Annotated in this window: 25 protein-coding genes and 1 other RNA gene; 7 read left to right on the forward strand and 19 right to left on the reverse strand. The window is 71.9% G+C overall.

Annotated elements, in window-relative coordinates; translation table 11 throughout:
• The first annotated feature begins 1 nt into the window (after window position 1).
• Window positions 2-1636: a DHA2 family efflux MFS transporter permease subunit gene (locus AACH10_RS03365; protein ID WP_341408940.1), complete on the forward strand. Its 1635-nt coding sequence runs from the start codon at window positions 2-4 to the stop codon at window positions 1634-1636.
• Window positions 1637-1645: 9 nt separating this feature from the next.
• Here the strand turns inward: AACH10_RS03365 and AACH10_RS03370 are convergent, their stop codons facing one another.
• A complete protein-coding gene (locus tag AACH10_RS03370; RefSeq protein WP_341408941.1) occupies window positions 1646-2647 on the reverse strand; it encodes a ParA family protein in 1002 nt (333 codons plus the stop codon).
• Window positions 2644-3864 (reverse strand): ATP-binding protein, encoded by a 1221-nt coding sequence (locus AACH10_RS03375; RefSeq protein WP_341408942.1) that lies wholly within the window; start codon window positions 3862-3864, stop codon window positions 2644-2646. Before AACH10_RS03375 ends, AACH10_RS03370 begins: the two co-directional genes overlap by 4 nt.
• A 136-nt stretch (window positions 3865-4000) precedes the next feature.
• Here AACH10_RS03375 and AACH10_RS03380 point away from each other — a divergent pair, with 136 nt between their 5' ends.
• The 3 genes from AACH10_RS03380 (at window position 4001) to asd (ending at window position 7489) form a co-directional block, all read left to right on the forward strand.
• A complete protein-coding gene (locus AACH10_RS03380; protein ID WP_341408943.1) occupies window positions 4001-5338 on the forward strand; it encodes a TIGR03862 family flavoprotein in 1338 nt (445 codons plus the stop codon).
• 13 nt (window positions 5339-5351) lie between these two features.
• Window positions 5352-6554, forward strand: a complete 1203-nt coding sequence (locus tag AACH10_RS03385) for a methyltransferase (protein WP_341408944.1) — start codon at window positions 5352-5354, stop codon at window positions 6552-6554.
• Window positions 6555-6643: 89 nt separating this feature from the next.
• Complete coding sequence (asd, locus tag AACH10_RS03390) at window positions 6644-7489, forward strand: archaetidylserine decarboxylase (RefSeq protein ID WP_341408945.1); 846 nt, start codon at window positions 6644-6646, stop codon at window positions 7487-7489.
• A gap of 12 nt (window positions 7490-7501) precedes the next feature.
• Here the strand turns inward: asd and AACH10_RS03395 are convergent, their stop codons facing one another.
• The 7 genes from AACH10_RS03395 to AACH10_RS03425 all read right to left on the reverse strand — a co-directional run bounded on the left by AACH10_RS03395 (window position 7502) and on the right by AACH10_RS03425 (window position 16922).
• The gene (locus AACH10_RS03395) at window positions 7502-11677 is read right to left on the reverse strand and encodes a CHASE domain-containing protein (RefSeq protein WP_341408946.1); all 4176 of its coding nucleotides are present in this window, start codon (window positions 11675-11677) and stop codon (window positions 7502-7504) included.
• Entirely contained in the window at window positions 11670-12704 is a 1035-nt protein-coding gene (locus AACH10_RS03400; RefSeq protein WP_341408947.1) for a diguanylate cyclase, read from the reverse strand. The genes AACH10_RS03395 and AACH10_RS03400 overlap by 8 nt, the downstream gene beginning before the upstream one ends.
• A gap of 186 nt (window positions 12705-12890) precedes the next feature.
• Window positions 12891-13520, reverse strand: a complete 630-nt coding sequence (locus AACH10_RS03405) for a histidine phosphatase family protein (protein ID WP_341408948.1) — start codon at window positions 13518-13520, stop codon at window positions 12891-12893.
• A gap of 10 nt (window positions 13521-13530) precedes the next feature.
• A complete protein-coding gene (locus tag AACH10_RS03410; RefSeq protein WP_341408949.1) occupies window positions 13531-14298 on the reverse strand; it encodes an SDR family NAD(P)-dependent oxidoreductase in 768 nt (255 codons plus the stop codon).
• Between the two features lie 38 nt (window positions 14299-14336).
• Complete coding sequence (locus AACH10_RS03415; RefSeq protein WP_341408950.1) at window positions 14337-15269, reverse strand: NAD(P)H-dependent flavin oxidoreductase; 933 nt, start codon at window positions 15267-15269, stop codon at window positions 14337-14339.
• Between the two features lie 77 nt (window positions 15270-15346).
• Window positions 15347-15958 (reverse strand): nitroreductase family protein, encoded by a 612-nt coding sequence (locus tag AACH10_RS03420; RefSeq protein WP_341408951.1) that lies wholly within the window; start codon window positions 15956-15958, stop codon window positions 15347-15349.
• A gap of 46 nt (window positions 15959-16004) precedes the next feature.
• Window positions 16005-16922, reverse strand: a complete 918-nt coding sequence (locus tag AACH10_RS03425) for a DMT family transporter (protein WP_341408952.1) — start codon at window positions 16920-16922, stop codon at window positions 16005-16007.
• 188 nt (window positions 16923-17110) lie between these two features.
• Between AACH10_RS03425 and AACH10_RS03430 the strand changes: the two genes are divergently transcribed.
• Window positions 17111-18094: a quinone oxidoreductase family protein gene (locus AACH10_RS03430; RefSeq protein WP_341408953.1), complete on the forward strand. Its 984-nt coding sequence runs from the start codon at window positions 17111-17113 to the stop codon at window positions 18092-18094.
• Window positions 18091-18609, forward strand: a complete 519-nt coding sequence (locus AACH10_RS03435) for a GNAT family N-acetyltransferase (protein WP_341408954.1) — start codon at window positions 18091-18093, stop codon at window positions 18607-18609. Before AACH10_RS03430 ends, AACH10_RS03435 begins: the two co-directional genes overlap by 4 nt.
• 103 nt (window positions 18610-18712) lie before the next feature.
• Here the strand turns inward: AACH10_RS03435 and ssrA are convergent.
• From ssrA to AACH10_RS03470, 7 genes are all read right to left on the reverse strand, one after another.
• Window positions 18713-19087, reverse strand: a transfer-messenger RNA (tmRNA) gene (ssrA, locus tag AACH10_RS03440).
• 14 nt (window positions 19088-19101) lie between these two features.
• Entirely contained in the window at window positions 19102-19749 is a 648-nt protein-coding gene (gene gph / locus AACH10_RS03445; RefSeq protein ID WP_341408955.1) for a phosphoglycolate phosphatase, read from the reverse strand.
• A 116-nt stretch (window positions 19750-19865) separates the two neighbouring features.
• Complete coding sequence (gene ubiG, locus AACH10_RS03450) at window positions 19866-20570, reverse strand: bifunctional 2-polyprenyl-6-hydroxyphenol methylase/3-demethylubiquinol 3-O-methyltransferase UbiG (RefSeq protein ID WP_341408956.1); 705 nt, start codon at window positions 20568-20570, stop codon at window positions 19866-19868.
• 88 nt (window positions 20571-20658) lie between these two features.
• Complete coding sequence (locus tag AACH10_RS03455) at window positions 20659-21564, reverse strand: DUF808 domain-containing protein (RefSeq protein WP_341408957.1); 906 nt, start codon at window positions 21562-21564, stop codon at window positions 20659-20661.
• Between the two features lie 78 nt (window positions 21565-21642).
• On the reverse strand, window positions 21643-21975 hold the full coding sequence (locus tag AACH10_RS03460; protein ID WP_341408958.1) for a hypothetical protein: 333 nt from the start codon (window positions 21973-21975) through the stop codon (window positions 21643-21645).
• 2 nt (window positions 21976-21977) lie between these two features.
• Window positions 21978-22481, reverse strand: a complete 504-nt coding sequence (locus AACH10_RS03465; protein WP_341408959.1) for a hypothetical protein — start codon at window positions 22479-22481, stop codon at window positions 21978-21980.
• Window positions 22482-22600: 119 nt separating this feature from the next.
• Window positions 22601-23215: a LysE family transporter gene (locus tag AACH10_RS03470; protein ID WP_341408960.1), complete on the reverse strand. Its 615-nt coding sequence runs from the start codon at window positions 23213-23215 to the stop codon at window positions 22601-22603.
• Window positions 23216-23285: 70 nt separating this feature from the next.
• Here AACH10_RS03470 and arfB point away from each other — a divergent pair, with 70 nt between their 5' ends.
• On the forward strand, window positions 23286-23708 hold the full coding sequence (gene arfB / locus AACH10_RS03475; RefSeq protein WP_423228556.1) for an alternative ribosome rescue aminoacyl-tRNA hydrolase ArfB: 423 nt from the start codon (window positions 23286-23288) through the stop codon (window positions 23706-23708).
• Here arfB and AACH10_RS03480 read toward each other — a convergent pair whose 3' ends face one another.
• From AACH10_RS03480 to AACH10_RS03490, 3 genes are read right to left on the reverse strand one after another with little or no spacing between them, the layout of a single operon-like run.
• Complete coding sequence (locus AACH10_RS03480; protein ID WP_341408962.1) at window positions 23709-24509, reverse strand: class I SAM-dependent methyltransferase; 801 nt, start codon at window positions 24507-24509, stop codon at window positions 23709-23711.
• A complete protein-coding gene (locus AACH10_RS03485; RefSeq protein ID WP_341408963.1) occupies window positions 24506-25003 on the reverse strand; it encodes a DNA-deoxyinosine glycosylase in 498 nt (165 codons plus the stop codon). Before AACH10_RS03485 ends, AACH10_RS03480 begins: the two co-directional genes overlap by 4 nt.
• Complete coding sequence (locus AACH10_RS03490) at window positions 25000-25851, reverse strand: TatD family hydrolase (protein WP_341408964.1); 852 nt, start codon at window positions 25849-25851, stop codon at window positions 25000-25002. The genes AACH10_RS03485 and AACH10_RS03490 overlap by 4 nt, the downstream gene beginning before the upstream one ends.
• Window positions 25852-25910 lie beyond the last annotated feature (59 nt).

The following is a 25910-nucleotide window of genomic DNA, read 5'->3' on the forward strand; positions in this document are numbered from 1 at the left end:
CATGAGCCAGAGCCTTTCCGCTCCCAACCCAGGGCCAGCCGCTGCGCCGCCGGCCCCGGCCGCGCCGCCCGCCAGCCCCGGCCCGGCTGCCCGCCCGGCCTTCCCGCCACTCACCGGCGGCCAGCGCGTGCTGGGCACCGTGGCGCTGTCGCTGGCCACGTTCATGAACGTGCTCGACACGTCCATCGCCAACGTGTCCATCCCGGCCATCGCCGGTGACCTGGGCGTCAGCCCCTCGCAGGGCACCTGGGTCATCACCTCGTTCGCGGTGGCCAATGCGATTGCCGTGCCGCTGACCGGCTGGCTCACGCAGCGCTTCGGCCAGGTGCGGTTGTTCACCGCCAGTGTGCTGCTGTTCGTGCTGGCCTCGTGGCTGTGCGGCCTGGCGCCCAACATCGAGTCGCTGATCTTCTTTCGCGTGCTGCAGGGCCTGGTGGCCGGGCCGATGATCCCGCTGTCGCAGACCCTGCTGCTGGCCAGCTACCCGCCGGCCCTGGCCGGCACGGCCATGGCCATGTGGGCCATGACCACGCTGGTGGCGCCCGTCACCGGGCCGCTGCTGGGCGGCTGGATCACCGACAACATCAGCTGGCCCTGGATCTTCTACATCAACGTGCCGGTGGGGCTGCTGGCTGCGGCCATCACCTGGAGCATCTACCGCAGCCGCGACCCCGGCCCGCGCCGCGTGCCGCTGGACCGCCTGGGCCTGGGCCTGCTGGTGCTGTGGGTGGGTGCGCTGCAGCTGATGGTCGACAAGGGCAAGGAGCTGGACTGGTTCAACTCCGGCGAGATCGTGGCCTATGCGCTGGTGGCCGCGGTGGGCTTCGCCTACTTCCTGGTGTGGGAGCTGACCGAGGCGCACCCCATCGTCAACCTGCGGCTGTTCGCGCGGCGCAACTTCCTGGCCGGCACCACGGCGCTGTCGGTGGGCTACGGCCTGTTCTTCGGCAATGTGGTGCTGCTGCCGCTGTGGCTGCAGCAGTGGATGGGCTACACCGCCACCTGGGCCGGCTGGGCCACGGCGCCGGTGGGCCTGCTGGCCATCCTGTTTTCGCCCTGGGTGGGCAAGAACGTGGGCCGCATGGACCCGCGCCGCCTGGCCACCGTGGCCTTTCTGGGCTTTGCCGGCGTGCTGTGGATGCGCTCGCAGTTCAATGTGCAGGCGCCGTTCGCCACCATCCTGATCCCCACGCTGCTGCAGGGTGCGGCGATGGCCTTCTTCTTCATCCCGCTGCAGGCCATCACCTTCAACGGCCTCACGCCCGACCAGCTGCCCTCGGCCTCGGGGCTGTCGAACTTCGTGCGCATCACGGCCGGCGCCATCGGCACCTCGATCTTCACCACGCTGTGGGAGGACCGCGCCACGCTGCACCACGCCCACCTGGCCGAGGCGGTGAACGCCGGCAACCTGGCCGCGGTGCAGGCCTTGGCCGGCCTGAACAGCGCCGGCCTCACGCCCGAGCAGGCCAGCGCCACCGTCAACCGCCTGATCGACCAGCAGGCCTTCACGATGGCCGCCACCGACATCTTCCACCTGTCGTCGGCGCTGTTCCTGGCCCTGGTGGGGCTGATCTGGCTGTCGAACCCGAAGCGGGCTCCGGGGGCGGCGCCAACGGATGCGGGTGGCGCCCACTGAGACGGACGGTCAGGCCAACTGCGTGCGCTCCAGAACAGCCACCGCCAGCGCCTTAAAGTCGCTCCAGGCGTCACGCACAGCCATCGCGTGGTTGCCAATGGCGCCATCGGCCGTGCTCAGCATGAAGATGGGCTTGCGTGCTTCCTGCGCCATGGGCACCAGGCTGCGGTAGTGCTTGAGCCTGGCCACGCAATCATGGTCACGCGCAGGCAGTGAATCGGGCGCCATTGGATGCCCCAGCACGCTGTCGCTGTAGACCGCCGGTATGCGATCGGCCCACCGCTTGTAGGCCTTCATGGGCCGCGAAAGCCGCTCCATGTGCTGCATCAGCACATAGCCGCGCGGTTGCATCAGCCCGCCCGGCAATTCGAACTGTGGGTTCGGCCAGTTGTCCAGGCGCTTGCGCCAATCCGAGCGCCAGCGCTCCAGGGTGGGCCCGAGATTGCGCAGGCCTTGCAGCGAGTACAGGTCCGCCGCCAGCGGAAAGAAGACATGGTCGGTCGCAATCAGCGCCGATCGGTTGATGGCGCCCAGGTTGGGCCCCACGTCCACGAGCACCAGGTCGGCCTGATGCGCCTTGGCCGCGCGCTGTGCCACCTCCCAGAACGCCGCCAGCACCCGGAAGGGCCGGTACAGATTGCCCGAACCCATGGCATCCGGCCACTCGCGCGACAGTGTGTCCTCGAAACCGGCCAAGGCCAGATCCCCGGGCACCAGATGCAAACCCGGCGCAATTTGGCGCGTGACCGGATCGCGGATGTCGCCCACTTCGGTCAGCGGCTTCACGCACTGGAAAATGGTGGAGCCGGATGCCGACTGGGCGTCACCGAGCCACAAGGCCTCCAATTCCTCATCGTCCAGAAATGCCGAGGTCAGGTTGGCCTGCGGATCCAGGTCAACCGCCACGACCACCTTGCCCATCTGCGAGAGCATCCAGGACAGATGGAACACCAGCGAGGTCTTGCCGACACCGCCCTTGTTGTTGAAGAAGGTGACGACAGGCGTGCTCATGGGATGGCCTTTCTCAAGGTCACCAGCACGAACTGATCCTCCACCTGGAACTCTGGCGGCGGATTGCCGTTGGCCTGCATGGCACGCTTGGCTTCGGCAATGCCAAAGCCGAAGCGTTGCACGAAGCCCAGGTCTCGTAGCACTGCGGCCAGGGCCGGATTGCGATAGTCACTGGCGCCTGGACGCCCGAAGTTCTGCTTCGTCACCGCACCATACGGCCCGCCCGGACTGTGCACTTCGATGCGATCGTCGAACCAGTACACCCGCACCGGCGCGTTCGTGCCCTCGTAGGTGCGATGCATGACCGCATTGCGCACCACCTGCTGCAAAGCACTGAACGGATAGGCGCTGGCGCGCCGTTCGACGACGGTCCCCGACGTGAAGTCCACCGCGGTGGCCAGATGGGCCTTGAGCTTGTCGTCCAGACGGCGCAACACCATGTCCAGCGTGCCATCCAGTTCCGCCGCATCCAGCACGGGATCGCCCCACTCGGTGCCTTGGACACGCAGAAACTGCACATAGGCACCTGGCAGCCAACTGCGCGGGCTCTTGCCCAGGGTCAGCATGCCCAGCACCGTGGGAGTCGGGTCGTCTACGCTGGCAATCATGCCCAGCGATGCCAGCTGTTCTTCGTAGCTACGACCGTTGGCCTGCAGCACATCCGGCGCTACAGCCTGCGGCAGAAACTCCTGTTGAAAGAAGCCGCGGTTCAATTCGTCGACCGTGCAGCCACGCAGGGGCCGAGTGTCAAAGCTGCGATCAAGATGGCGCCGTTTCTCGTTGAGGATGCGTTCATCCTGCGCCGATGCCAGGCCACGACGCGGACCAATGCGGATCCAGATTCGCCCTTCGTAGCGCACGGGTGGGGAATCGGACGGCCAGGTAGTGACCACCGCCATCGGCTGCCCTTTCAAGACCCGCCGTTCCACAGTCAAAGTGGGCGGCGGCACGGTCTTGCCATCAGTCTTGATGTCCGCCAGCGTCATCAGCAGTTCGTCGGTCACCGCGAACTCACCGCCAGTGGGCATGCCGTCGTCCCGCGCACCCACGAAAAGCACACCCGGCGTCTGATGGTTGGGCAGATCGTTGGCAAACGCGCACACCGCCTGACGGCCCTTTTCAGGCGCATCACCGCGCCAGCTCTGCTTGCGCTCGGCGCAATCGCTTTCCAGGTTGTCCAGCAGCGTCAGCAGTTCTTCGTCAGTCAGCGCCTTCATGGACCTTGCTCCGGTCATCCCATGTATCCGATCGGGGTTTCAGAAGTCATTGTGCAGTGCGCCGAAGTGTCTGCGATCGCTCGAAACGCCTAAATGGCGGGCGCCGGATGGAGTGAGGTGGTACAACCCTGCCCCCATGCCCGACAACACCCCCCTGACCCAGCCCGCAGGCAGCGCCTCGCCTGCGGGCCTGTGCGTGGCCGTCATCGGCGGCGGCCCGGCCGGGCTGATGGCCGCCGAGACGCTGGCCGCCGGCGGCGCCCAGGTCGACCTGTACGACGCCATGCCCTCGGTCGGCCGCAAGTTCCTGCTGGCCGGCAAGGGCGGGCTGAACCTGACCCACAGCGAGCCGATCGAGCCCTTCCTGGGCCGCTATGCCGAGGCCCGCAGCGCCCTCGAACCCATCGTGCGCGCCTTCGATGCCGACGCGCTGCGCGCCTGGGCGCAGGGCCTGGGCATCGGCAGCTTCGTCGGCAGTTCGGGCCGCGTGTTCCCCACCGACATGAAGGCCGCGCCGCTGCTGCGCGCCTGGCTGCACCGGCTGCGTGCGGCCGGCGTGCGCCTGCATGCCCGCCACCGCTGGCTGGGCTGGGCGCAGGATGGGCAGGACAGCGGCGCGCTGCGCTTCGCCACGCCCCACGGCGAGCAGTCGGCGCAGCCCCAGGCCACGGTGCTGGCGCTCGGCGGCGCCAGCTGGGCGCGCCTGGGCTCCGACGGCGCCTGGGCGCCCTGGCTGGCCGCACGCGGCGTGGCGGTCAAGCCGTTGAAGCCGTCGAACTGCGGCTTCGACCTGGCGCCCGCCGCCGATGGCCGCGTGGGCTGGAGCGAGTTCCTGCGCAGCCGCTTCGCCGGCCAGCCGGTCAAGCCGGTGGCCGCCAGCTTCACCGACGCCGACGGCCACACGCAGCGCCAGCAGGGCGAGTTCGTCGTCACCGACACCGGCATCGAAGGCAGCCTGGTCTATGCCTTCTCGGCCCGCCTGCGCGAGGCCATTGCCGCCCACGGCACGGCCACGCTGATGCTCGACCTGCTGCCGCAGCACACGCCCGCGCAGGCGCTGGCCGAGGTGCAGCGCCCGCGCGGCCCGCGCAGCCTGGCCACGCACCTGAAGAGCCGCCTGGGCATTGCCGGGCTGAAGCTGGCGCTGCTGCATGAAGTGCTGGGCGCCGACGGCATGGCCGACGCCCAGCGCCTGGCCGCCGGACTGAAGGCCTTGCCGCTGGTGCTGGGCGCCGCGCGGCCGATCGACGAGGCCATCAGCACGGCCGGCGGCGTGCGCTGGGATGCGCTGGATGCCCACCTGATGCTGCGCGCCGCACCCGGCGTGTTCTGCGCCGGCGAGATGCTGGACTGGGAAGCGCCCACCGGTGGCTACCTGCTCACCGCCTGCTTCGCCACCGGCCGCGCCGCCGGCCAGGGCGTGCTGGCCTGGGCCGCCCAACACACGAAGAACGCGTCCAACCCGGACGCCTGAGAAGAAAGCTGCCATGAGCACGACCCCCGACGCCACCGCGCTGCCCACCATCACCTGGACGGACGACGATGGCGAAAGCCACACCATGGCCTGGCGCAGCGAATCGGGCGCACGGCCGCCCAAGCGCGTGGTGCTGGCCGATGACACGATGAACGCCGACACCGCCTACCGCATGGCCTGCGAAGGCACGGCCCTGCTGTGGCGCGGCGACTTCCAGAACGCCCGGCTGCTGCTGCAGGCGCTGGCGCGCCGCGTCGAGCGCAAGCCGCACAAGCCCAAGGCCGCGGCCGCCGGTGCTGCACCGAAGAGCAAGGCCGAGCAGGCCGCCGAAGCCTTCCACCTGCACCGCAAGGCGCAGGGCGAGCGCGCGCGCATCCTGGGCATGCTGGTGCTGCCCTTCGACGCCGACCACGGCGTGCCGCTGCGCCGCGCGCCCGATGTGCGCGCCGCGGGCCTGGAAGCCCATGGCCCGGCCGACGGCCCCTACGTGGCCTCGCTGCGCGAACTGCTGGGCCTGGTGGGCGCGCACGAGTGGCGCAAGAAGGGCGTGCCGATCCCCACGCTGGGCCAGGCCAAGATCCACCCGCACTACGCCGTGTTCAGCCCGGTGCGCGGCGAGTACCTGGAGCTGATCAACGCCGCGCCGCTGCCGGCCGCGCTGACCGATGCGGGCAAGGCCGGCGTGGCCTTCGACATCGGCGCCGGCACCGGCGTGGTGTCGGCCCTGCTGGCCAAGCGCGGCGTGCCCGGCATCATCGCCACCGAGACCGACCCGCGCGCGCTGGCCTGCGCGCAGGAGAACCTCAAGCGCCTGAAGATCGACCGCAAGGTGCAGCTGCAGCAGGCCGACCTGTTCCCCGAGGCGCGCGCGGCGCTGATCGTGTGCAACCCGCCGTGGGTGCCGGCCAAGCCCGCCGCGCCGGTGGAACGCGCGATCTACGACCCCGACAGCCGCATGCTCAAGGGCTTTCTGGCCGGCCTGGCAGCGCACCTGGTGCCCGGCGGCGAGGGCTGGCTGATCCTGTCGGACCTGGCCGAGCACCTGGGCCTGCGCAGCCGCGCCGAGCTGGAACAGTGGATCGATGCCGCCGGCCTGGAGATCGAGGGCCGGCTCGACATCCGCCCGCAGCACCCCAAGACCGGCGACGCCAGCGACCCGCTGCACCGCGCGCGCTCGCGCGAGGTCACGTCGCTGTGGCGGCTGCGCGCGAAGTGAGCTGACCGGGCCGCCCGCCCCCACGTCTGCCGGGACCCGGCACGCGCAGGCCCGCCGCTACACTCCGCCCACCCTCCGCCGTACCCGCCGTGATCGACCGCCTCGCCGTCTTGCCCCAGTACCTGCTGCCCAAGCAGGCGCTCACCGCCTTCATGGGCCGCCTGGCCAGTCGCCAAGGGGGCAGCACCACCACCGCGGTGATCCGCTGGTTCATCCAGCGCTACGGCGTGAACATGGCCGAGGCCGCCAACCCCGACCCGGCCGCCTACCCCAGCTTCAACGAGTTCTTCACCCGCGCGCTCAAGCCCGGCGCCCGGCCGCTGTCGGACGCGCGGCTGCTGTGCCCGGTGGACGGCGCCATCAGCCAGTTCGGCCGCGTCGCGCGCGGGCGCATCTTCCAGGCCAAGGGGCACGAGTACACCGCCACCGCGCTGGTGGGCGGTGACCAGGCACTGGCCGATCGCTTTGCCGATGGCTGGTTCGCCACCATCTACCTGAGCCCGCGCGACTACCACCGCATCCACATGCCCTGCGCCGGCCGCCTGCGCCGCATGATCCATGTGCCGGGCGACCTGTTCTCGGTCAACCCCACCACCGCGCGCGGCGTGCCGGGCCTGTTCGCGCGCAACGAGCGCGTGGTGTGCGTGTTCGACGACGAGGCCGGCCGGCCCTTCGTGATGGTGCTGGTGGGCGCCACCATCGTGGGCAGCATGGCCACCGTGTGGCACGGCGTGGTGAACGCGCCACGGCCCGGCACGGTGCGCGAGTGGACCTACGACGACCAGGACATCACGCTGGCGCGCGGCGCCGAGATGGGCCGCTTCCTGCTGGGCTCGACCGTGGTGATGCTGTTCCCCACCGGCCCGCTGACCTTCAACCCCGGCTGGGCCGAGGGTGTGCCGGTGCGCATGGGCCAGCCCATGGTGCGGGCCTGAGCCCAGCGGTGTTCAGGCGGCCTGCGGCGTCGCCCAGGCCATCAAACGGTCGGCCACGCCCCTGAAGTCCAGCCGGGCCATGGCCTCGGCCAGCGCCTCGACCTCGGCCGCGCCGTGGTGCGCGCGCAGGGCCGGCGCCAGCGCCTCGAAGGCGGCCACCGCCGCGAAATCCTGCAGGCGCAGCAGCATGACCAGCTGATCCAGTGCCTCGGGCGGCAGCGTGCGCGCCAGCTCAGGCGCAGCCTCAGCCGCGCCCACCGGCACCGCGCCGGCCGCCTGCGCCTGCCTCGCCGGTGCGGTCTGGATGGCCAGCCAGGGCGCCAGGGCGTCGGCCAGCGTGCCCAGCGCCTGGGCCAGCGCGGCCAGGGCCTGACCGGCCTGCGCCAACGGTGCGTCGGCGGCCGGTGCGCCCGCCGTGTCGCAGGCCAGCACCGCCGCCTCGGCCACCCGCGCCTGGCCGGCCACCGCCTCGGCACCCAGCATCGCCGCGCTGCCGCGCAGCGTGTGCAGGCGGCGCGCCAGCGCCTGGCGTTCGCCGGGGGTCGGCGGCAGCGCCGGCGCGGCAGGCGGCATCAGGTCGGCCGATTCACGCAGCAGGCGGCGCAGCAGCCGCGCCAGCAGTGCTGCATCGCCCTGCAGGCGCTGGGCCGCCTCGGCGGTGTCGAGGCCGGGCACCGCGGGCCAGGCCGCGGCCAGGGCCGCGGCAGGCTGCGGGCGCGGCCGCGGCACCAACGGGGCACCGCGGGCCCGCTCGACATGCAGGCGCAGCGTCTGCACCAGGGCCTGCGGTGACAGCGGCTTGCTGATGAAGTCGTTCATGCCGGCCTCCAGCGCGCGCTGCCGCTCGGTGACCAGGGCGCCGGCGGTCAGCGCGATCACCGGCACACGCTGCCAGCGCGCATCGGCGCGCAGCCGGCGCGTGACCTCGTGGCCGTCCATGCCGGGCATCTGCACGTCCATCAGCACCAGGTCGAAGCCATCCGGCGTCTCGGCCAGGCAGCGCAGCGCCTGCGCACCCTCGGTGCAGGCGCTGACCTCGGCGCCTTCGGCCTGCAGCATGCGGCGCGCCACCTCCAGGTTCAATTCGCTGTCGTCGACCAGCAGCACGCGCACGCCGGGCAGTTGCTGCAGCAGCCCGGGCGGTGGGGCGTCCGGTGCCGCCCTCGGGGCCACCAGCACCTGCGCATCGGCTTCGTCCACCCGCGCCAGCCGCAGCGTCACCCAGAACTCGCTGCCCTGCCCCGGCACGCTGTGCACGCCGGCCTGCCCGCCCATCAGCTCGGCCAGGCGGCGCACGATGGACAGGCCCAGGCCGGTGCCCCCGAAGCGCCGCGTGGTCGAGGTGTCGGCCTGCGTGAACGGCGTGAACAGCCGCGCCTGCGCCTCGGGCGCGATGCCGATGCCGGTGTCACGCACCCGGCAGTGCAGCTGCACCGCGGCGGGCGCGCCCGGCCCGTCCGTGGCCGGCTCGGTGGGGGCGTCCGGCAGGCAGCTCAGCGCCAGGTCCACCCCGCCCTCGGTGGTGAACTTCAGCGCATTGGCCAGCAGGTTGGTCAGGATCTGCTGCACGCGCAGCACATCGCCCCGCAGCCAGGTGGGCACCTCGGGTGCCACCTGCACGCGCAGCCACAGGCCGCGCGCCTGGGCCTGTGGCGCCAGCATCTGCTGCAGCATGTGCAGCAAGGCGCGTGGCTCGAAGGGCGCCTGGGCCAGCGCCATCTGCCCGGCCTCGATCTTGGACAGATCGAGCACCGCGTCGATCACGCCCATCAGCGCCTGGCTGGCGCCCTGCATGCGCTCAAGCAGGCCGCGCTGGTCGGCGTCCAGCGTGCTCTGGCCCAGCAGGTGGGCCAGGCCGATCACCGCGTTCATCGGCGTGCGGATCTCGTGGCTGACATTGGCCAGGAACTCGCTCTTGGCCGCATTGGCGGCCTCGGCCGCCTGCAGCCGGCGCAGCGCCAGGTCGGCCTCGCGGCGGGCGGTGATGTCCTGCAGCGCCCCCACCAGGCGCACCGGGCGCTGGCGCAGGGCGTCACCGTCGCGGTATTCGGGCTCGCCCACCGCGCGCACCCACAGCGCGCGGCCGCTGGCGGTGACGAAGGGCAGCTCCATGTCCCAGGCCTGGCCCTGCGTCAGCGCGGCCTGCACGGCGGCCTGCAGCTGCTCGCGGCCGGGCGAGGGGTAGAAGGCCAGGCCGTCGTCCAGCGTGGGCTGGTAGTCGGGCGCCACCTCGTGGATGCGGCGGGTTTCCTGCGTCCAGGCCAGGCGGCCGCTGTCGGGCTCGTAGCGCCAGCCGCCCACCCGCGCCACGCGGCCCACGCGCTCCAGAAAGGCCTCGCTGTCGGCCAGGCGCATGCGGCCTTCGGTGAGCTCGCTGACGTCGTGCACCAGCACGTAAAAGCCCTGCACCTGGCCATCGCGCAGATCGGGCAGGTAATGCGCCAGCGAATGGCGCACGCCCTGGCCCGACGGGTGCGGGATCGCGCGCTCGAAGGTCTGCGGCTGGCCGGCCAGCGCGCCCTCGATGTAGGGCAGGTTGCGCGCGAACAGCGACGGGCCCAGCAGCTCCTGCATGTGGCGCCCGGGCAGGCTGCCGGGGTCGACGCCGAACCATTGGTGGTACGCGTGGTTGGCGAAACGGTTGAACAGCTGCCGGTCCCAGTAGCCCACCATCGACGGCAGCGCGTCGAGGATGGTCTGCAGGTCGTGCCGGGCCGACTGCAGCTGCGCGCTGCGCTCGGCCACCAGCTGCTCCAGCGTGCCGGTCAGCGCCTGCAGCTGGCGCTCGGCGGCGCGGCGTGCGCCGATGTCGCGGATGGTCTTGCCCACGCCGATGATGCGGCCGCTGTCGTCGGTGATCGGCGAGGCGGCGATCGACACGTCGACCAGCGTGCCGTCGCGGTGGCGGCGCACGCTGTCGAAGGGGGCCAGCGTCTCGCCATGGCCGGCGCGCTGCAGGATCTGCAGTGTCTCGTCGGGGCGTTCATCGGGCTGGATCAGCGTGGCCAGGGGCCGGCCGATGGCCTCGTGCTCGCGCCAGCCGAAGATGCGCTCGGCGGCCCGGTTCCAGCCGGTGACGATGCCGTCGAGCGACTCGCTGATGATGGCGTCGCTGGAGTTCTCGGCGATGGCGGCCAGGCGCAGCTGGCCGGCACGCAGCTCGCGGCTGCGCTGCTGCCCCAGGCGTGCCAGGTGCAGCACCAGCGCCAGCAGGCCGCTGGCCAGCGCACCCAGCACCCCCACCTGCACCGGCGACAGCAGCTTGAGCTCGGTGACGAAGCGCGGGCGCGCCCGCAACTCGATCTCCCACTGCCGGCCATACACCGACTGGCCGATGCGCCGCACCAGCGCCGGCCGGACCTGCTCGGTGGCGTCGTCGAAGCCGGCGGTGGCGAAAAAGCGCTGCGCCGTGCCGTCGGCCACATCGTGCAGCGCCAGCGCGAAAGCCTCGTCGTGCAGCGCGAAGTCCTGCAGCACCTCGTCGATGACCAGTGGCGCATAGGTCCAGCCGTACAGCGCCTCGCGCCGTGCGTCGGCCGTGGCTTGGCGGGCCGCGCCGGGCGCATCGGCCCGGTACACCGGCAGCAGCAGCAGGAAGCCGCGCTGCGACTGGCCACTGGCCTGCACCAGCGAGATCGGTGCGGTCAGCGTGGCCTCGCCGCGCAGCATGGCCTGCTCGGCGGCGCGGCGGCGGGCGGGCTCGGACGCGATGTCCAGCCCCAGCGCGCTGCGGTTGGATTCCACCGGCTCGACGTACTGGATCACCCAGCGCTCGCCGTCGCGCGGGCTCAGCTGGCGCAGCGTGAACCCGGGCGCGCCGTCGCGCCGCGCGGCAGCCAGGAACGCCGCCTCGTCGGACGGCGCCACGCGGCGCACGAAGCCGAAGCCATGGGCGCCGCGGAACTCGCGGTCGAGCTCGCGCGACAGGTGGTAGGCACGGAAGGCGTTGCGGGTGATGCCCTGCTCGCCCGCAGCCTGGATGGCGCCGCGTGCGCCGCGCACGCCGTACTCGTAGGTCTGCAGCCGGTCCTGCAGCTGCGCCACGAGGCGCTGGGCTTGGGCGTCGAAGCGTTCGAGCGCGAAGCGCTGGTTCTGATCGGCCTGGCGCGCCACCAGCCCCAGCGTGAGCGCCAGGCCGCACAGCAGCACCAGCAGGGGCAGCGCGCGGGGCGGCGGGGTGTCAGGCACGGCGCGGCTCGGGGCAGGCGCGCTGCTGCTGCGGGGGCAGCAGCGCCGCGCCGGCGCCCACGCGCTGGGCCCGCTCGGCATGGCCCTCGTCGGCCAGGGCCAGCAGGCAGGCCCCGTGGCGGCCGGCCTTCTTGGCCGCGTACAAGGCCTGGTCACTGGCGGCGAGCAGGCGCTCCAGCGTGGCCGAGCCGCCATCGTGCAGGGTCATGGGCGCCGCCTCGGGCTGGCAGCTCAGGCCCACCGACACGCTGACCGTGGGCGCCACCGGCGACGCGGCATGCGCCTGTGCCAGCCCATCGACCGCCTGGATCAGCTGCTGGGCCACGGCCGCGGCGCCGCGGGCATCGGTCTCGGGCAGCAGCAGCACGAATTCCTCGCCGCCGAAGCGCGCCAGCAGGTCGGCCGGCCGATGCACCACGCTGCGCATGGCCTGGGCCACGGCCTGCAGGCAGCGGTCACCGGCCGGATGGCCGTAGTGGTCGTTGTAGGCCTTGAAGTGGTCGATGTCGACCAGCAGCAGCGACAGCGGCGCGCCCGAACGCTGCGCGCGCAGCCACTCGCGCGGCGCCACCTCGTCGAAGCGGCGGCGGTTGGCCAGACCGGTGAGGCCGTCGGTGGCGGCGGCCACGCGCAGCGCATCGGCCATCTGCTTGACCCGCAGGTGCGTGCGTACGCGCGCCAGCACCAGCGGCCCGCGCGGCGGCTTGCCGATGAAGTCCACCGCGCCCAGCTCCAGGCCCAGCAGCTCCTGCTCGGTGTCGTCGTGGGCGGTGACGAAGATCACCGGCACGTCGGTCAGCAGCGGGTCGCGCTTCATGCGGGCGCAGACCTCGAAGCCGCTCAGGTCGGGCATCTGCACGTCCAGCAGCACCAGATCGGGTTGCCATTCGGCGGCCAGGCGCAGGGCCTCTTCACCGCCGGTGGCAAAGCGCAGCCGCACGAAGCCTTCGAGCAGCCGGCCCAGCACCGTGATGACGGTGGGATCGTCATCGACCAGCAGCACCTTGGAGCGTTCGACCAAGTTCACCCCCGCACACGAACCGTCCGAGACGTCGTCGGGGTGGACCCGTTACTGCAGAGGGTGATCCACCCCTGGAACGGTCACGATACCGCGGATGCCGCGTGGTGCCTAGCCGAAGTTGGCGCGCGTTGTGGCGGGGATGCACGCCGCAATCGATCGCAGCGCGAACGCCGCGCGATCGCGGCGGCCGGCTCAGCCGCCCACCAGGGCCGCGGCGTCGTCGCCCAGGCCGTGCAGATGGGCCGTGCAGGCCAGGCGCTGCACACGGTGCGGCGGCGTGCCCTGCACCAGGCTGAGCGCGGTGTTGGCCAGGTGCTCGGGCAGCGCCAGGCCGTCGGGCCGCTGCACGCGCGGGTGGGCCAGCCACTGGCGCAGCACCAGGCCATGCGTCACCACCACCAGCGCGCCCTGGGCCGGGCGCTGCGTCAGCAGCCAGGCCCAGGCGGCGTCGCAGCGCGCGGCGAACACCGCGCCAGACTCGCCACCGGGCGGCGCCTCGTCGCTGGCGATCGGGTCGTGGCCCAGGCTGTCGTAGGCGCGGCCACGCAGATCGCCGAAGTTGCGCTCCTGCAGCAGCGCGCTGGTGGCCACGGCCAGGCCGCAGGCCTGGGCGATGGCCTGCGCGGTCTCGAGTGCGCGCGCCAGGTCGCTGCTGACGATGGCGCCTACCGGCGGCACGCCGTCGCGCGCATCACTCGCCAGACGCTGGGCCAATGCGCGAGCCTGCGCGCGGCCATGCGCCGACAACGGCGTGTCGGGCGGCTGCAGCACGCGCGCCACGTTCAGTGGCGTTTCACCATGCCGGATCAGCAGCAAGGCCATGGCGGGCGTCTCAACGCACCAGGTTTACGCCACCATCGACGGTGAGCGTGGTGCCCACCACGTAGTCGCCCGCACGGCTGGCCAGGTAGATGGCGGCGGCGGCCATGTCCTCGTCCACGCCGATGCGGCGCGCGGGAATGCGTGCGGCCACGGCCTCGGCCTCGTCGCGGGCGGCGCGGTTCATCTCGCTGGCGAAGGCGCCGGGGCAGATGGCGTTGACCACGATGTTGTCCTGCACCAGGCGCAGCGCCATGCGCTTGGTCAGGTGGATCAGGCCGGCCTTGCTGGCGGCGTAGCTGTAGGTCTCCAGCGGGTTCACCGTCTGGCCGTCGATCGAGGCGATGTTGATCACCTTGGCCGGCTGGGCCTTGCCAGCCGCGCTGAGTTGGGCGTGAAGCGCCTGGGTCAGGAAGAACGGCGTCTTCATATTCAGGTCGACCACCTTGTCCCAGCCCGCCTCGGGAAACTCGTCGAAGGGCGCGCCCCAGGCGGCGCCGGCGTTGTTGACCAGGATGTCGAGCTTGGGCTCGCGCGCCGCGATGCTGGCCACCAGCGTGGCCAGGCCCTCGCGCGTGGCGATGTCGGCCGGGATGGCGATGCACTGGCCATGCACCGAGAGCTCGGTGGCCGTGGCCTGGCAGGCCTCGGCCTTGCGCGCCGAGATGTAGACGCGCGCGCCCTGGTCGAGGAAGCCCTTGGCGATCATGCGGCCGATGCCGCGCGAACCACCGGTGACCAGGGCCACGCGGCCGGCCAGCGAGAACAGTGCATTGCTCATGGAAACGTCTTTCTGTGGTGAAGCGATGGAGGGGTGGTTCAAAAGCCGCCGGCCGCGCCCAGCGCGCCCAGCCGGCGGGTGATGGCCTGGAACTCGGCCACCGTGTCGTCGATGATCTGCTGCGCGCTCTTCACGCCGTGGATCAGCCCGGCCGACTGGCCGGCCAGCGCCGGCGCGGCGTTCATGTCGCCGTCGAAGTACACGCCGCGGATGTTCTTGAAGGCATCGGCCGGCAGCACGCCGGCCTCGCGCACCGGGGCCATGGCCTCGGTCTTGAGCGCGCGGATGCAGGGCGTGGCGCTCTGGTTCAGCACCCAGGTGCCGGTGGTGGGCGCGTCGACGATGGCCTGCTTGTAGTGGGCATGCACCGGGCTCTCGGCGCTGGCCACGAAGCGCGTGCCCATCTGCACGCCTTCGGCGCCGAGCGCGAAGGCCGCGGCCATGCCCCACCCGTCGACGATGCCGCCGGCGGCGATCAGCGGCACGTCCACGCGCTCGCGGATGGCCTGCAGCAGCACCAGGGTGCTCACCTCCTCGGGGTTCTTGAAGCCGCCGCCTTCCGCGCCCTCGACCACCAGGCCGTCGATGCCGGCGTCCACGCACTTCAGCGCGGCATCCAGCGTGGGCACGGCGTGGTAGACCACGATGCCGGCGGCCTTCAGCGGCGCGATGAACTTGGCCGGGCTGCCGGCCGAGGTGGTGACGAAGCGGATGCCGCTGTCGCACACGTAGCGCAGCATCGCGTCGTCCTTCAGAAACCGGATCGGCAGGTTCACGCCGAAGGGCAGGCCGCTTTGCAGCATCACCGCGATCTCGCGCTGGCAGGCCTCGGCCTCGCCGGACGAGGTCTCGATGATCCCCAAGCCGCCGGCGCGCGACACCGCCAGCGCCAACGGGCTGCGCGCGATCCAGCCCATCGGCGCCTGCACGATGGGATAGCGGGCGCCGGTGTGGGCAAGCACTCGGTTCATGGCGGGCGACTCCAAAAACGAACGACCGTTCGCAAAAGGGCGCCAGTGTCCCGGGGCCGCCGCGGCGGCGCAGTCGCCTAGGTGTCGGCGGGCAGCTGCCAGTCGCTGAGGTACTCGTGCGCCGAGCCGCGTGGCTTGGGCCGCTGGCCCTCGGCCGTGCCAATGGACACGAAGCACACCGCCTGCTCGCCCTCGCCCAGCGCAAAGGCGCGGGCAAAGCGCGCGGTGCGCACCGCGCGGCCGCTGGTGAGCATGGCGCCAAAGCCCAGGCCATGCGCGGCCAGCAGCAGCGCCATCAGCGCCGCGCCCAGGGCCACGGCGCGCTCGGTGTAGGGCACCTCGGGGTCGGGCGGCTCGGTGCGCAGCACGGCCAGCAGCAGCGTGGGCGCGCGGTAGGCCTTGGCGCGCGACTTGGCCAGGTCGTCCGGCTCCGGCGGCGGCAGGCGCTCGCGCGAGCAGGTCTCGAACAGGTCGGCCAGCGCATCGCGCTGGTCATCGGCCACGCGGATCAGGCGCCAGGGCTTCAGGCCGCGGTGGTCGGGCGCGCAGGCTGCCGCCTGCACCATGCGCTGCAACTGCCCGGCATCGGGCCCCGGCGCGTGCAGGCGCTTGGGCGCCACCGACTGGCGTGTGCCGATCAGCGCCAGCACCAGGCCGGCGAGGTCAGCGCCGTCATCGTCGTTCGACATCGCTGTGCTGCTGTGCGGGTCCATGCGCCGATTCTGCCGCCGCGGCTTACCGGCGCGACGAGACCACGATGCCGGCCACGATCAGCGCGAACGCCACCCCGTGGTAGGCCTGCGGCCACTCGCCCAGCAGCGCGGCCGACAGCAGCGCGGCGAACAGCGGCGTCAAATTGCCGAAGAACGAGGCCACCGCCGGCCCCACCGCCGCCACGCCCAGGCCCCACAGGCGGTAGGCGATCAGCGACGGCCCCACTGCCACATAGGCCAGCGCCACCACCAGGCCCATCGACCAGTGCGGCGTGACCGAGGGCTGCACCGCCTCCAGCGCACCGGCTGCCAGCGTGGCCCAGCCCAGGCCCAGCGTGATCTGGATGAACAAAAACTGCGCCCAGTCCCAGGCCGGCCGGGCCTCGCCCTGCATGTGCGCGGGCGGCCGCGCCAGCAGCCAGCTGTAGAAGCTCCAGCTCACGATGGCCAGCAGCATGAACAGGTCGCCCGGCACGAAGTGCACCCGCGCCAGCGCCGCCACGTCGCCGCGCGCCAGCACCGTGGCCACGCCCAGCAACGACAGCAGCGCGCCCAGCAGCTGCGCCCGGCTGGGCCGCACGCCATAGACCAGCGCGCCGATGGCCATGGCCCACACCGGCGAGCTGGCGGCGATCAGCGTCACGTTCAGCGGCGTGCTGGTGGTCAGCGCCAGGTACTGCAGCGCGTTGTAGGCGCCCACGCCGGTCAGGCTCAGCAGCGCCAGGTGGGGCAGGCGTGCGCCCACCGCCGCGCGCGCCTGCCGCGTGCCGAAGGCGCGCCAGCCCAGCGGGGCCAGCAGCAGCAGGGCCAACACCCAGCGCGCGGCGTTCAGCCACAGCGGCCCGATGGACTGCACCGCCAGCCGGCCCACCACGGCATTGCCGGCCCACAGCAACGGGGGCACGGCCAGCATCAGTGCAAAGCGGGGCGTGATGGTCATTCGGGGCGGGCCGGCGGCCAGGCGTTCAGGGCGGCGGATTGTGGACCGCGCGGTGAAAGGCCCGGCGTCGCCGGGGCGATGGCCGGTATGCAAACACCGTTTGCATCCGCGCGAAAGCCCCGGCTGGCGGCGGCCGGCCCGCTGCGGTTACGCTTGCCCGCGCCACGCAATACCCCACCGGAGACCCCATGCCCCAAGCCATCCAGATCACCCAGTACGGCGGCCCCGAAGCCATGCAGCTGGTCGAGCGCGAGGTCGGTGCGCCCGGCCCCGGCGAGATCCGCATCCGCCACCACGCCATCGGCCTGAACTTCATCGACGTGTACCAGCGCACCGGCCTGTACAAGAACCCGCTGCCGCTGACGCTGGGCATGGAAGGCGCCGGCGTGGTGGAGGCCGTGGGCGAAGGCGTCACGCACCTGCAGGCCGGCGACCGCGCGGCCTATGCCAGCAACCCGCCCGGCAGCTACTGCGACGTGCGCGTGATGCCCGCCAAGTGCGTGTGCAAGCTGCCTGACGAGATCGACTTCGAGACCGGCGCGGCCATGATGCTCAAGGGCCTGACCGTGCAGTACCTGCTGAAGAAGACGCTGCCCGCCGAAGGCCTGCAGCCCGGCGACCACGTGTTGTGGCACGCCGCGGCCGGCGGCGTGGGCCTGATCGCCTGCCAATGGGCCAAGGCCCTGGGCCTGCAGCTGATCGCCACCGCCGGCAGCGATGCCAAGTGCCAGCTGGCGCTGGAACACGGCGCCACGCACGCCATCAACTACCGCAGCGAGAACTTCGTCGAGCGCGTCAAGGACATCACCGGCGGCAAGGGCGTCAAGGTGGTCTACGACTCGGTGGGCAAGGACACCTTCGACGGCAGCCTGGACGTGCTGCGCCCCTTCGGCCTGCTGGCCAGCTTCGGCAACGCCTCGGGCCCGGTGCCGCCGTTCGCCCCCGGCATCCTGGGCACCAAGGGCTCGCTGTACATCACGCGCGGCACGCTGTTCACCCACATCGCCACGCGCGAGGCCACCCAGGCCATGGCCGACGACCTGTTCGCGGTGGTCAAGAGCGGCGCGGTGAAGATCCGCATCGACCAGCGCTACCCGCTGGCCGAGGTGGCCCAGGCGCATGTGGCGCTGGAAGCGCGCAACACCACCGGCTGCACGATCCTGACGCTGTGAGCCGGCCCGCCGTGGACCGCATCGCCATCGTGCCGATCCGCAACGAGCACGCGGGCAGCTTCCACGCCTGCCTGGACGCGGTGTGCCGCGAGAAGCGCTACCTGGCCCAGATCGAGGCACCGCCACCGGACAAGGTGGCAGGCTTCGTGCGCGACAGCGTGGCGGCCGACGTGGCGCAGTTCGTGGTGCTGGACGGCGAGCGCGTGGTCGGCTGGGCCGACATCTTCCCCGCCTGGGCGCATGCGCTGGCCCACACCGGCCGCCTGGGCATGGGCCTGCTGCCCGAATGGCGCGGCGCGGGCCTGGGCGAGCGCCTGCTGCGCACCTGCATCGCCAAGGCCTGGGCCAAGGGCCTGACCCGCATCGAACTGGAAGCGCGCGCCGACAACGCCCACGCCATCCGCCTTTACGAGCGCGTGGGCTTCATGCACGAATGCACCAAGCCGCGCGGCCTGCGCTTCGAAGGCCAGTATTTCGACGCGGTGCAGATGCGGCTGCTGAAGGACGACGCTTGAAAGGTCCATGGGACGGCCGTTCGATTGCCCTCGGCACCACCGAACACTCTGGCAGCACCCAAAGAAAAAGCCCGACGGTCTCCCGTCGGGCTTTTCAGTTGTGTGGTGGAGCCGGGGGGAATCGAACCCCCGTCCGCAAGCCATCACCGGCCAGTTCTACATGCGTAGCTGTCTGATTTGAGTCTCGCCTGCCAGGTCGCGCAGCAGCACGCTACCTGGCAAACCAGTCACCTTGAATCTCGCACCCGGCCAAGTGACCCGGCAAGGTGCCAGCCGATGTGAATGACCTCACAGCCTTTGCCTTGCGGCTCGGGCCCGGCCCATCGGCCTGCCGTTGTGAGGCTCACCGGTGTTTAAGCGGCGAGGGCGAAACGTTCGTCGTTCGCAGTTACTTGTTTCCAGCTGGATTTACGAGCTGATCTGGCGCTCGGCATGCCCTGAACCGACTCCGCACCCACGTCGAAGCCAGGTCGGCCCCTGGTGACACGTATTTTAGGCCAGTTGCAGCCAGTTCAAGAGCTGGCCGGGATGATCCATCACATGGTCGGCGCCCCAGGCGCTCACCGGCTCGCCCTGGCCCAGGTAGCCCCAGGCCGCGGCCAGCGTGGCCATGCCGGCGGCGCGGCCGGCCTGCACGTCGCGCAGGTCGTCGCCCACATAGGCGCAGGCGGTGGGTGCCACGCCCAGGCGGCGCGCGGCTTCCAGCAGCGGCTCGGGGTGAGGCTTGGCATGCGGCGTGGTGTCGCCGGCGATCACCACCGCCGCACGGCGCGCCAGGCCCAGGCCCTCGACGATGGGGCCGGTGAAGCGCATGGCCTTGTTGGTGACGATGCCCCAGGGCCGGCCGGCGGCGTCCAGCGCGTCCAGCAGCGGCGCCACGGCGTCGAACAGGCGCGTGTCGACCAGCAGGCGCTCGGCGTAGCGGTCGAGGAAGGCGTCCTTCAGCGCCGCGAACTCGGGCTGTTCGGGCGTCACGCCGAAGGCGATGCCGACCATGCCGCGCGCGCCGGCGCCCACCATCGGGCGCAGCGCGGCCAGCGGCAGCGGCGGCAGGCCGTGGGCGGCGCGCAGGTCGTTGGCGGCGCCAGCCAGATCCGGCGCGCTGTCGATCAGCGTGCCGTCCAGATCGAACAGAGGCAATATGTCAGCCCCTCGTCCGATGAGTACATCGGCCGATCCCCCGAGGGGGTGAGCCGCATGCGGCGAACGGCCGGCTTGGGAGCGGCCCGGCGCTCGGCCCGCCAGAAGATCCGCGCTCAACCCGGCACCCGGCAGGCCAGCAGGTAGTTCACCGAGGTGTCGGCCGACAGCCAGTAGCGCTGCGTCAACGGGTTGTATTCCATGCCCTTGAAGCCCACCGGCTCCAGGCCGGCCTCGCGCACCCAGCCGGTCAGCTCGGCCGGACGGATGAAGCGCTGGTACTCGTGCGTGCCCTTGGGCAGCAGCTTGAGCACATGCTCGGCGCCGACGATGGCGAACAGCCAGCTCTTGAGGTTGCGGTTCAGCGTGGAGAAAAACACCCAGCCGCCCGGCTTGGCCAGCGTGGCACAGGCGCGCACCACCGAGGCCGGCTCGGGCACATGCTCCAGCATCTCCATGCAGGTGACGACGTCGAAGCTGGCGGGCTGCTCGGCCGCCAGGGCCTCGGCCGCCACCTCGCGGTAGCGCAGGCGCTGCACGCCACTTTCCATCGCGTGCAGCATGGCCACCTTCAGGGGCTTGGTGGACAGGTCGATGCCCAGCACATCGGCGCCGCGCTGGGCCATGCTCTCGGCCAGGATGCCGCCGCCGCAGCCCACGTCCAGCACCGCCTTGCCCTGGATGCGGGCCAGGCCGTCGATCCAGTCGAGCCGCAGCGGATTGATCTGGTGCAGGGGTCGGAACTCGCCGTCGGCATCCCACCAGCGGTGGGCCAGATCGCCGAACTTGGCCAGTTCCTGAGGGTCGGCATTGAGGTTCATGGGGCGAGATGCTACCCGTCCCGGCCGGCCCTGCCGGCGACGGGGCCGCGCGATCTGACGCGCGATTCCCCCGCGCGACCGGCCGGGCTCAGCGCCCGCGCAGGCGCTGCACGGCCGTCACCGCGCCCAGCACCAGCGCGCCGGCCACCACGCCCAGCGCGGCGTTGGCCAGGTTCTCCACCAGCGCGCCCGTCAGCGGCCCGGCGGTGGCCGTCCAGCCCTGCAGCGCATGGTGCAGCGGCCCGATGCCATGCACCAGGATGCCGCCGCCCACCAGGAACATGGCCGCGGTGCCCACCACGGTGAGGCCCTTCATCAGCCAGGGCGCGGCGGCCAGCAGGCCGCGGCCGATGGTCTGGGCCAGGGCGCCGGGCCGGCGCGACAGCCACAGCCCCGCGTCGTCGATCTTCACGATGCCGGCCACCAGGCCGTAAACCCCCACCGTCATCAGCAGCGCCACCATCACCAGCACCGAGGCCTGGCGGGCCAGCGGCTCGGTGGCCACGGTGCCCAGCGAGATGGCGATGATCTCGGCCGACAGGATGAAATCGGTGCGCACGGCGCCCTTGATCTTGTCCTTCTCCACGGCGGCCAGGTCGGCCGACGGATCGTGCAGCGCCTGGGTCAGCTCGGCATGCCGGGCTTCGTCGTCTTCGCGGCTGTGCAGCCAGCGGTGCGCCAGCTTCTCGAAGCCCTCGAAGCACAGGAAGGCGCCGCCCACCATCAGCAGCGGCGTGATGGCCCAGGGCGCCAGCGCGCTGATCAGCAGCGCCGCCGGCACCAGGATGGCCTTGTTGACCAGCGAGCCGCGCCCCACGGCCCACACCACCGGCAGTTCGCGGTCGGCGCGCACGCCGCTGACCTGCTGGGCATTGAGCGCCAGGTCATCGCCCAGCACGCCGGCGGTCTTCTTGGCCGCCACCTTGGTCATGACGCTCACGTCATCGAGCACGGTGGCGATGTCGTCGAGCAGGGCGAGCAGGCTGGCGGCCATGGTGAGCGGGCAGTGGGCGAAACCCCGATGCTAGCGGCGCCGGGCCGCACGCCCGCAGGACGCCGCCGGCCCGCGCGGTCAGCGCGGCGCGTTGACGGCGCGCTCGCTGTCGGCCACGGCCTGGTTGTAGCGGGCGATGGCCTGCCGGCAGGCCTGCACGCTCTGCACCAGCGCGGCCTCGCGTGCGCCGCAGTCGGCCAGGGCCTTGCGGTCCTGCTGGGCGATCTGCAGCACCTGGCCGTAGTTGATGCCGTCGGCCAGCGGTGCCGGCGCGGCGCAGCGGGCCTGCAGCAGCTCAGGCGCCACCGGGCAGTCCAGCGTGGGCAGGGCCTTGACCACCGTGGCCGCGCAACCCGGCAGCAGCAGCGCGATGGCGGCCAGGGCCGCCCCGTTCAGGACACAGCGCATCATGCTCAGCCCCCCACCCGCAGCGGCGCCAGCAGCTCGGCCGGCACCGGCACCCTGGAACATTCCAGCCCGGCCATGCGCGCGCGCTCGGCCTGCACCTCGCCCTGCAGCCGGGTGATCTCGGCCTGCAGCGTGTTGCGCTCGACCACCGGCAACGTGGGATCGGCCACGCGCTTCTCGATCTCGACGATGCGCGTCTGCTTGCCGTCGCTGCTGCGCTGCAGCGCGGCGATGGTCTGGTCGCGCCCCGCCAGCGCAGTGTCGAGCGCGCCCTTGGCCGTGGCGAACTCGGCGTCACGCGCCTTCTGCTTCGCGTCGAACTCGGCCTGGATGCCGTCGAGCCGCGCCTTCAGCGCCTGGGTCTCGTCGGCGTGGGCCTTCTTGGCCTGTTCGCCCAGGTCTTTCGCCTTCTCGAGCGCGGCGATGGCGTCGCGCCCCTTCCAGCTGCCGGCCCACCAGCCGGCACCGCCGGCCAGCACCATCACGATCAAGAGCACCAGATTGCGCATGCGCCCCACCCCGCCTTGGCTGCTGTGTGTGTGCGCCGGATGCTGTCATGGTTCAGGCCGGTGGCCGCGGCCGCCCCCCACGTTCACAGCACGCACCGGCGCGCCGCAGCGCGGCGGTGTCAGCGCGACAGCGCCAGCTTCACGCCGAAGCCCAGCAGCAGCGTGCCGCCGGCACGGTTGAGCCAGCGCGTCAACGTGGGGCTGGCGCGCAGGCGCTCGGCGAACACCCGCGTCAGCACAATCACCACCGCGGCATAGCCGAAGGTGAGCACGGCGATGGTGGCAGCCATCACGCCGAAGGTCAGCAAGCCCTGGTGGTGCTTCGGGTCGACGAACAGCGGAAAGAAGGCCATGTAGAACACGATGGCCTTGGGGTTCAGCAGCGTGATCGTGAAGGCCTGGCGGAAGTAGTGACCGGCGGTGATGGTGATCGGCGGCGCATCGCCGGGCTTGGCGGTGATCATGCGAAAGCCCAGCCAGGCCAGGTAGGCCGCGCCCAGCCACTGCACGGCGTTGAACACCAGCGGCGCGGCCGCCAGCAGCGTGGCCACGCCGGCCACGGCGGCCCACATCAGCACCTGGTCGCCGGCGATCAGGCCGGCCGTGGCCGCCAGGCCGCCGCGCACGCCGCCCTTGCTGGTGGAGGTGATCAGCGCCAGGTTGCCCGGCCCCGGAATGGCCAGGAACACGATCACCGCCACCACGAAGGCGCCATAGTCAGCCACACCGAACATCGCTCACTCCTGCATGTCTTGCCGGCGCCGGGCCACCGGCCCGCAGCGCATCGGCGATGATGACATGGCCATGCTTGCCAGCCACCTGCCCCCTGCCCTCGAACCGCTGGACGAGGAGCTCGACTTCAGCGCCATCCGCGCCCAGGGCGCCGGCGGGCAGAACGTCAACAAGGTGTCGAACGCCGTGCACCTGCGCTTCGACATCGCCGCCAGCCACCTGCCCGAGGCGGTGAAGGCACGCCTGCTGGCGCTGGGCGACCAGCGCATCAGCGCCGACGGCGTGGTGGTGATCAAGGCGCAGGCCCACCGCAGCCTGCCACTGAACCGCGCCGACGCGCTGGACCGCCTGCGCACCCTGATCGCCGAGGCCGCCCATGTGCCCAAGGTCCGCCGCGCGACGAAACCCACGCGCGCCTCGCAGCGCCGGCGGGTGGAGGGCAAGCTGCAGCGGGGGCAGGTGAAGGCCTTGCGGGGCAAGAGCGGCTTCGACTGATCATGCGGGCGGCCCGGCCGATTCGCCCGGCCGGTACGGTCGCACCAGCCGCAGCCACTTGCGCGCCGGCAGCTTGAACGCCGCTTCGATGGCATCGGCGCGGCGGTTCAGCGTGTCGCGGTCGGGCACCACCACGCCGCGGCCGGCCACGACGATGGTGTTGCCCTCCTTGGTGGGCGCCAGCTGCCACAGCTGATCGCTGCCGAAGGCGGCGGCGATGCGCGCCGCACTGCGCTCGAAGCTGGCGTCGCGCCCGAACAGGTTCACGGTCATCAGCCCGCCCTCGGCCAGCATGTCGCGGCAGGCGGCGTAGAAGGCCTCGTCGTCCAGCACCGGCGCGGCGGCCTCGTGGTCGTACAGGTCCACGCACAGCACATCCACGCGGCCGGGCACCACGCCGTGCTGCACCCAGTGGCCGGCATCGGCCTCGAAGATGGTCAGCCGATCATCCTCGGGCGGCAGGTGGAACCACAGCCGGTTGGCGGCCAGCACGGTGGGGTTGATCTCCACCACCGTGGTCGGCCAGCGCAGCTCCTGGTGCGTGAAGCGGGTGATGGCGCCGGCGCCCAGGCCCAGCTGCACGGCACAGCCGGCGTCGGAGCCCAGCGTGCCGGCCTCGCGCCACAGCATCCAGGCCATCATGCGCTGGATGTACTCCAGCTCCAGCTTCTTGGGGCTGCGGATGCGCATGGCGCCCTGCACCCACTCGGTGCCCAGGTGCAGGTAGCGCACGCCGTCGAATTCACTGATGGTGGCGCCGGCCAGGTCTTGCTGGCGGGCGGCTTTCTTCTTGGTGCTCATGCGGTCAGGTGGGGGCCCAGCGCCTCGCGCCAGGCGACGAGCTTGCGCTCGAAAGACCAGCTGGCGTTGGCCGGGCTGGTGGACGGCAGCCGGTGCACCGGCACGCCAAAGGCGCGCGTGATGCGCAGGCTGCGCGCCGATTCGCCGCCATTGTGGGCGATGGCGGCCAGCGCCGGCAGGCGCGCCACCAGGCTCGCCAGATCATTGGGCTCGGCCTGCTCGATGGCCGAGTCGAGGCTGCCCTCGCGCCGGCAGGCGGCGTAGACGTCCCACAGGCCCACGCCATGCGCGCGCAGCGCGTCCAGCCGCTGCGCGTAGGGCATGGCGGTCAATGCCTCGCCGAGCAACGCACCGACGATGGGCCAGAACTGGTTGCGCGGATGGCCGTAGTACTGCTGCGCGGCCAGCGACGCCGCACCCGGAAAGCTGCCCAGCAGCAGCACGCGGGTGCGCGCATCGGCCACCGGCGGCAGGCCCAGCAGGCGATCGCTCATGGCGCCTCTGCCGTCGGCATCTGCGCCGTCGGCATCAAGGCCGCCAGCCGCGGCAGCGCCGCGAGGGCGTTGGCCGTGGTGATGCGTGCCGTCTCGTCCAGCGTCCAGCCGCGCAGCGCGGCCAAGGTCTCGGCGATGCGTGGCAACTCGCTCGGCTCGTTGCGGCTGGTGGCGCCGGCGGCACGCTCGGCGGCGGTGCGGTACAGCCAGGCGGGCGGGATGTCGGGCGCGTCGGTCTCCAGCACCACGGCGGTCTCGGGCAGTTCGGTGGCCAGGCGGCGGATCTGCAGCGCGCGCTCATGCGTCATCGCGCCGCCGAAGCCCAGGCGGAAGCCCTGCTCGGTGAAGCGCCGCGCCTGCTCGACGCTGCCATTGAACGCATGGGCGATGCCGCCGGCCACCGGCACGCGGTTCAGCCCGGCCAGCAACTGGTCGGCCGAACGCCGCACATGCAGGATCACCGGCAGCCCGGCGTCGCGCGCCAGCTTCAGCTGCGCCAGGTAGAAGCGCTGCTGGCGCGCCGCGTCCAGCCCGGGCACGAAGAAGTCCAGCCCGATCTCGCCCACGGCCACGAGAAGCGGGTCGTCGCGCCAGCGCTGCAGGGCCTCGGCCAGGCGGTCGAGGTCGGAATCGGCGGCGCGGTCCACGTACAGCGGGTGGATGCCCAGCGCATAGGCCAGGCCCTGGGCATGGGCCAGGTTGCGCACGGCGTCGAAGTGCCCGGCCATCACCGCCGGCAACACCTGCAGCGCCACGCCGGCCGCGCGCGCGCGCTGCGCCACCGCGGCGCGGTCGGCGTCGAACTCGGGCGCATCCAGGTGGCAATGGGTGTCGATCCAGCGGGCCATCGCGCGATGATGCCTTGCGCCAGGGCCGAGCCCCCCGCACGCGCAGGGGCTGGCCGTGC

This window comes from Pseudaquabacterium inlustre, assembly GCF_038066595.1.
GTDB lineage: Bacteria > Pseudomonadota > Gammaproteobacteria > Burkholderiales > Burkholderiaceae_C > Pseudaquabacterium > Pseudaquabacterium inlustre.

Coding starts and splice junctions, on each gene's coding strand:
- AACH10_RS03365 (WP_341408940.1), top strand. CDS start 2: ATGAGCCAGAGCCTTTCCGCTCCCAACCCAGGGCCAGCCGCTGCGCCG.
- AACH10_RS03385 (WP_341408944.1), top strand. CDS start 5,352: ATGAGCACGACCCCCGACGCCACCGCGCTGCCCACCATCACCTGGACG.
- AACH10_RS03430 (WP_341408953.1), top strand. CDS start 17,111: ATGCCCCAAGCCATCCAGATCACCCAGTACGGCGGCCCCGAAGCCATG.
- AACH10_RS03415 (WP_341408950.1), bottom strand. CDS start 15,269: ATGAACCGAGTGCTTGCCCACACCGGCGCCCGCTATCCCATCGTGCAG.
- arfB (WP_423228556.1), top strand. CDS start 23,286: ATGCTTGCCAGCCACCTGCCCCCTGCCCTCGAACCGCTGGACGAGGAG.
- AACH10_RS03465 (WP_341408959.1), bottom strand. CDS start 22,481: ATGCGCAATCTGGTGCTCTTGATCGTGATGGTGCTGGCCGGCGGTGCC.
- AACH10_RS03405 (WP_341408948.1), bottom strand. CDS start 13,520: ATGGCCTTGCTGCTGATCCGGCATGGTGAAACGCCACTGAACGTGGCG.
- AACH10_RS03380 (WP_341408943.1), top strand. CDS start 4,001: ATGCCCGACAACACCCCCCTGACCCAGCCCGCAGGCAGCGCCTCGCCT.
- AACH10_RS03425 (WP_341408952.1), bottom strand. CDS start 16,922: ATGACCATCACGCCCCGCTTTGCACTGATGCTGGCCGTGCCCCCGTTG.
- AACH10_RS03370 (WP_341408941.1), bottom strand. CDS start 2,647: ATGAGCACGCCTGTCGTCACCTTCTTCAACAACAAGGGCGGTGTCGGC.
- AACH10_RS03375 (WP_341408942.1), bottom strand. CDS start 3,864: ATGAAGGCGCTGACTGACGAAGAACTGCTGACGCTGCTGGACAACCTG.
- AACH10_RS03470 (WP_341408960.1), bottom strand. CDS start 23,215: ATGTTCGGTGTGGCTGACTATGGCGCCTTCGTGGTGGCGGTGATCGTG.
- AACH10_RS03485 (WP_341408963.1), bottom strand. CDS start 25,003: ATGAGCGATCGCCTGCTGGGCCTGCCGCCGGTGGCCGATGCGCGCACC.
- AACH10_RS03480 (WP_341408962.1), bottom strand. CDS start 24,509: ATGAGCACCAAGAAGAAAGCCGCCCGCCAGCAAGACCTGGCCGGCGCC.
- AACH10_RS03410 (WP_341408949.1), bottom strand. CDS start 14,298: ATGAGCAATGCACTGTTCTCGCTGGCCGGCCGCGTGGCCCTGGTCACC.
- AACH10_RS03420 (WP_341408951.1), bottom strand. CDS start 15,958: ATGTCGAACGACGATGACGGCGCTGACCTCGCCGGCCTGGTGCTGGCG.
- AACH10_RS03460 (WP_341408958.1), bottom strand. CDS start 21,975: ATGATGCGCTGTGTCCTGAACGGGGCGGCCCTGGCCGCCATCGCGCTG.
- AACH10_RS03490 (WP_341408964.1), bottom strand. CDS start 25,851: ATGGCCCGCTGGATCGACACCCATTGCCACCTGGATGCGCCCGAGTTC.
- AACH10_RS03455 (WP_341408957.1), bottom strand. CDS start 21,564: ATGGCCGCCAGCCTGCTCGCCCTGCTCGACGACATCGCCACCGTGCTC.
- ubiG (WP_341408956.1), bottom strand. CDS start 20,570: ATGAACCTCAATGCCGACCCTCAGGAACTGGCCAAGTTCGGCGATCTG.